This window comes from Mesorhizobium sp. M1403, assembly GCF_040317695.1.
Lineage (GTDB): Bacteria > Pseudomonadota > Alphaproteobacteria > Rhizobiales > Rhizobiaceae > Mesorhizobium.
The window spans coordinates 1-3,827 of the sequence record NZ_JAMYKY010000074.1 but is presented as its reverse complement, the minus strand read 5'-3'; the positions used below and the strand labels follow the sequence as shown (position 1 = coordinate 3,827).

The 3,827-nt window shown below is 65.0% G+C and carries 4 protein-coding genes; 3 read left to right on the top strand and 1 reads right to left on the bottom strand.

What is annotated here, in order from left to right:
• Window positions 1-93: 93 nt before the first annotated feature.
• Entirely contained in the window at window positions 94-1,197 is a 1,104-nt protein-coding gene (locus tag NKH01_RS34925; RefSeq protein WP_352845424.1) for a saccharopine dehydrogenase family protein, read from the bottom strand.
• Between the two features lie 123 nt (window positions 1,198-1,320).
• Between NKH01_RS34925 and NKH01_RS34920 the strand changes: the two genes are divergently transcribed.
• The 3 genes from NKH01_RS34920 (at window position 1,321) to NKH01_RS34910 (ending at window position 3,714) form a co-directional block, all read left to right on the top strand.
• Entirely contained in the window at window positions 1,321-1,749 is a 429-nt protein-coding gene (locus NKH01_RS34920; protein WP_352587968.1) for an Lrp/AsnC family transcriptional regulator, read from the top strand.
• A 341-nt stretch (window positions 1,750-2,090) separates the two neighbouring features.
• The gene (locus NKH01_RS34915; protein WP_352815950.1) at window positions 2,091-2,456 is read left to right on the top strand and encodes a RidA family protein; all 366 of its coding nucleotides are present in this window, start codon (window positions 2,091-2,093) and stop codon (window positions 2,454-2,456) included.
• A 22-nt stretch (window positions 2,457-2,478) separates the two neighbouring features.
• Window positions 2,479-3,714: an amidohydrolase/deacetylase family metallohydrolase gene (locus NKH01_RS34910; protein ID WP_352845422.1), complete on the top strand. Its 1,236-nt coding sequence runs from the start codon at window positions 2,479-2,481 to the stop codon at window positions 3,712-3,714.
• Window positions 3,715-3,827: the final 113 nt, after the last annotated feature.

The window sequence follows — 3,827 nt, the reverse complement described above, 5'->3', positions numbered from 1 at the left end:
AACTGCCTCTCCAAAGAATCCTTTCTCAGCCTAAACTCAACCCCAAAATCGCCATATGCGATTCCCCTGCCCTCGTGGGGGAGATTACGCAGCTCAACCCGCCAGTCGGCTAACCATCTCGTGCTGCGCGTAGGCGCGGCCGAAGCGGTTGGCCAGGAAGGCGTCGAGCGCGATGTCCTCCTGCTTGATGAAGCCCTTTGCCGGCAAGGTGCCATCGGCCAGCATGTCGAGCACGGCGCAGATGGCGGAGGCAGTGGTGATCTGGATGGCGCTGCGTACCGTATCGCCGACACGCCTGGCGTAGATCTTGTTGGCGTAGGTCTCCTGCAGCAGGCGGCCGTTCTTGCGGCCGCTGACGGTGACGAAGACGATGACGACGTCCTGCAGCGTCGCCGGCAGGGCGCTTTCGAAAATGTCCTTCAGCACGTCGCGGCGGTGGCGCAGGCCGAGGTCGTTGAGCAGCGCCTTCATGATCGCGGCGTGGCCGGGGTAGCGGATGGTGCGGTAGTTCAGCGTCCGCACCTTGCCTTTCAGCGTTTCGGCCAGCGTGCCCAGCCCGCCCGAGGTGTTGAATGCCTCGTAGGTGACGCCGTCGAGCGAGAATTCTTCACGCTCCTCCAGCGGCGGCACTTCGACCAGCTCGCCTTCGACGATCGCCTCACAAGGCTCGCAATATTCGTTGATGACGCCGTCGGTGCTCCAGGTCAGATTGTAGTTCAGCGCATTCGACGGGTATTGCGGCAGCGCGCCAACCCGCATGCGCACGCTTTCCAGCGTGTCGAAGCGGCTGGCGAGATCGTTGGCAACGATCGAGATGAAGCCCGGCGCCAGCCCGCATTGCGGGATGAAGGCGCTGTTGCCGGAGCGCGCCAATTCCTTGACGCGCCTGGTGCTGACGACGTCCTCTGTCAGATCGAGATAGTGCACGCCGGCGCTGGCCGCCGCTTCGGCGATGCGCGTGGTCAGATGGAAGGGCGCAGCGCTGAGCACCGCGAACTTGCCGGCCAGGGCGGCTTCGAGGGTGCCGACGGCCTCGATATCGAGTTCCAGCGTCTCTACGCCGGCCGGCAGTTCGGCCGCGCCGAGCTGCGCAGCCGAGCGGTCGACCAGGGTGACATGGTAGTCGCCCGTGGATGCCAGCATCTCGGCTATGGTCGAGCCGATCTTGCCGGCGCCGACGACGATGATTTCCTTCATGACCGGTCCCTCGCACCAATATTAAATAGACGGCTAGAATCGCAGCTTGCCTGTCGAAAGGAAGCGTGGGATTGTGCAAAACGCAGTCTCTGTTTGATCAATACGCCGGCAAGGTTCGTCGAAATGCTTAGTGATGCCGACCAGGCGCTGCTTTCCCTGCTGCGCATCAATGCACGCGCCTCGACCGCCGAACTGGCGCGGCGGCTGGGCGTCTCACGGACGACGGTGCAGAGCCGGATCGAGCGGCTGGAGCAGCGCGGCACCATCACCGGCTACGGCGTGAGGCTTTCGCCGGATTACGAACAAGGACTGGTGCGGGCGCATGTCCTGCTCACCGTCACGCCCAAGCTTGCCGACAAGGTGGTGCGCAGCCTGCAGGCGCTGCCGCCGGTGCGGACGCTGCATTCGGTCAGCGGCAATTTCGACATGATCGTCATCGTCGAGGCGCCGTCGATCAGGGATCTCGACACGCTTCTCGACCAGATCGGCGCCATGGACGGGGTCGAGCGGACGTCGTCGTCGATCATCCTGTCGACGCGGATCGATCGCTGAGCGGGCTGGTGTCGCGGGTCAAGACGCTGGCGGGACAGCGCCCCCCTCTGCCCTGCCGGGCATCTCCCCCTTTTGGGGGGAGATCGGCAGCTTCGCTGGCAGCGCACCTTTTGCAAGGTCGGTGGTTGGCGAAATCAGTGATGACGGCCAATCTCCCTCCTTGTGGGGGAGATGCCAAGTAGTGGGAAAGAGGGCAGGACAGAGGGGGGCGCGAAGGGTCACCGAGCGTGGTGACCAAGCTGGCGCTCCCGCAGCAAAGCGATATAGCTTCCAAAATGTTGGATGAGAACCGCGGTGGCAGGCATAAGGGCGGTCACGCAAGATTTCCAGAGGAGGCCTCCTTGCCCAAGCAGTGTTTCGGAAAATCCCATGTGCCGTTGTCGCCGGCGGTCAGGGCCGGCGATTTCGTCTATGTCTCCGGCCAGGTGCCGGTCGGCGGCGACGGGCTGGTGGTCAAGGGCGGCATCGCCGAGCAGACCGAACAGGTGCTGTCGAACATCAAGGCGGCACTGGCGCTGGCCGGCTGCACGCTGGACGATGTGATCAAGACCACGGTCTGGCTCGAGGACGCGCGCGACTTCGGCATCTTCAACACGGTCTATGCCCGGCATTTCCCGAAAGATCCGCCGGCACGCACGACTGTGGAGTCACGGCTTATGATCGACATCAAGATCGAGGTCGAAGCCGTCGCCTACAGGCCGGCCTGACGGAAAAGCGGAGACAGGCGCAATGCAATTCGATCTCCTGATAAAAGGCGGCCGCCTCATCGATCCGGCGTCCGGCCTCGACGCACAACGCGATCTGGCGATTGCCGACGGCCGTATCGCCGCGATCGACACCGAAATCCCCTTCGAACGTGCAGCCCGCGTCATCGACGCCACGGGCTCCATCGTCGCGCCCGGCCTGATCGACCTGCACAGCCATGTCTATTGGGGCGGCACGTCGCTCGGCGTCGATGCCGACCGGCTTGCGGCGAAGAGCGGCACCACCACCTTCATCGATGCCGGAAGCGCCGGCGCCGGCAATTTCCTCGGCTTTCGCCGCCACGTCATAGAGCGCTCGAAAGTCCGCATCCTGGCCTACGTCAACATTTCCTTTGCCGGCATATTCGGCTTCTCGCAGACCGTGGCGGTCGGCGAGTGCAGCGACCTCCGGCTCTGCGAACCGCGCGAAACGGTGGCGGCGGCGCGCGAGCACGCGGACGTGGTTGTCGGTGTCAAGGTCCGCTCGGGTCGCCATGCCGGTGGCACCAGCGGCATCGCGCCGGTCGATCTCGCGCTCGAAGCCGCCGACAAGGCCGGCCTGCCGCTGATGGCGCATATAGACGAGCCGCCGCCCGGCCGCTCGGAAGTGCTGCCGCGGCTGCGCAAGGGCGACATCCTCACCCACTGCTTCCGGCCGTTTCCCAACGCGCCGGTCTTCGCCTCGGGGGCGGTGCGGCCGGATATGCGGCTGGCGCGCGAGCGCGGCGTCATCTTCGACCTCGGCCACGGCATGGGCTCGTTCGATTTCGAGGTGGCCAAAGCGATGCTCAGCGAGGGTCTGGCGCCGGACGTGATCAGCAGCGACGTGCATCTCTACTGCGTCGACGGGCCGGCCTTCGACATCCTGGTCTGCATGTCGAAACTGCTGGCGCTCGGCATGCCACTGGTCGAGGTGCTGCGCGCCGCAACGCAGCGGCCAGCGGAAGCGATCGCCAGGCCAGATCTCGGCAGGCTGGCGATTGGCGTGGTCGGTGACGTCGCGGTGCTGCGTCTGCGTCCAGGCCACTTCACCTTTGTCGATTCGGTCGGCGCCTCGCTGGTCGCCGAGCAAAGGCTGGTCTCGGCCGGCATCGTGGTCGGCGGCACCTGGTGGCCGAACGAGGCGGTGGACGATCTCGGCGAGACCGAACGCTTCGAAGCGCATGCGCACGACACGCATGTCGAGGTGGCGAGCCGGCATTTCGGACATAGCCACGATTGACGGCGATGTGGCTCCCCTTCTCCCCTTGGGGACCTGTTGCGCAGTCATGAGCAAAAGCTTGCGGCGGCGGGGTTGCGGCGGTTGTTCGCTTGTTTGCGGGGGATTTGACGTCT

Coding starts and splice junctions, on each gene's coding strand:
- NKH01_RS34920 (WP_352587968.1), top strand. CDS start 1,321: ATGCTTAGTGATGCCGACCAGGCGCTGCTTTCCCTGCTGCGCATCAAT.
- NKH01_RS34910 (WP_352845422.1), top strand. CDS start 2,479: ATGCAATTCGATCTCCTGATAAAAGGCGGCCGCCTCATCGATCCGGCG.
- NKH01_RS34925 (WP_352845424.1), bottom strand. CDS start 1,197: ATGAAGGAAATCATCGTCGTCGGCGCCGGCAAGATCGGCTCGACCATA.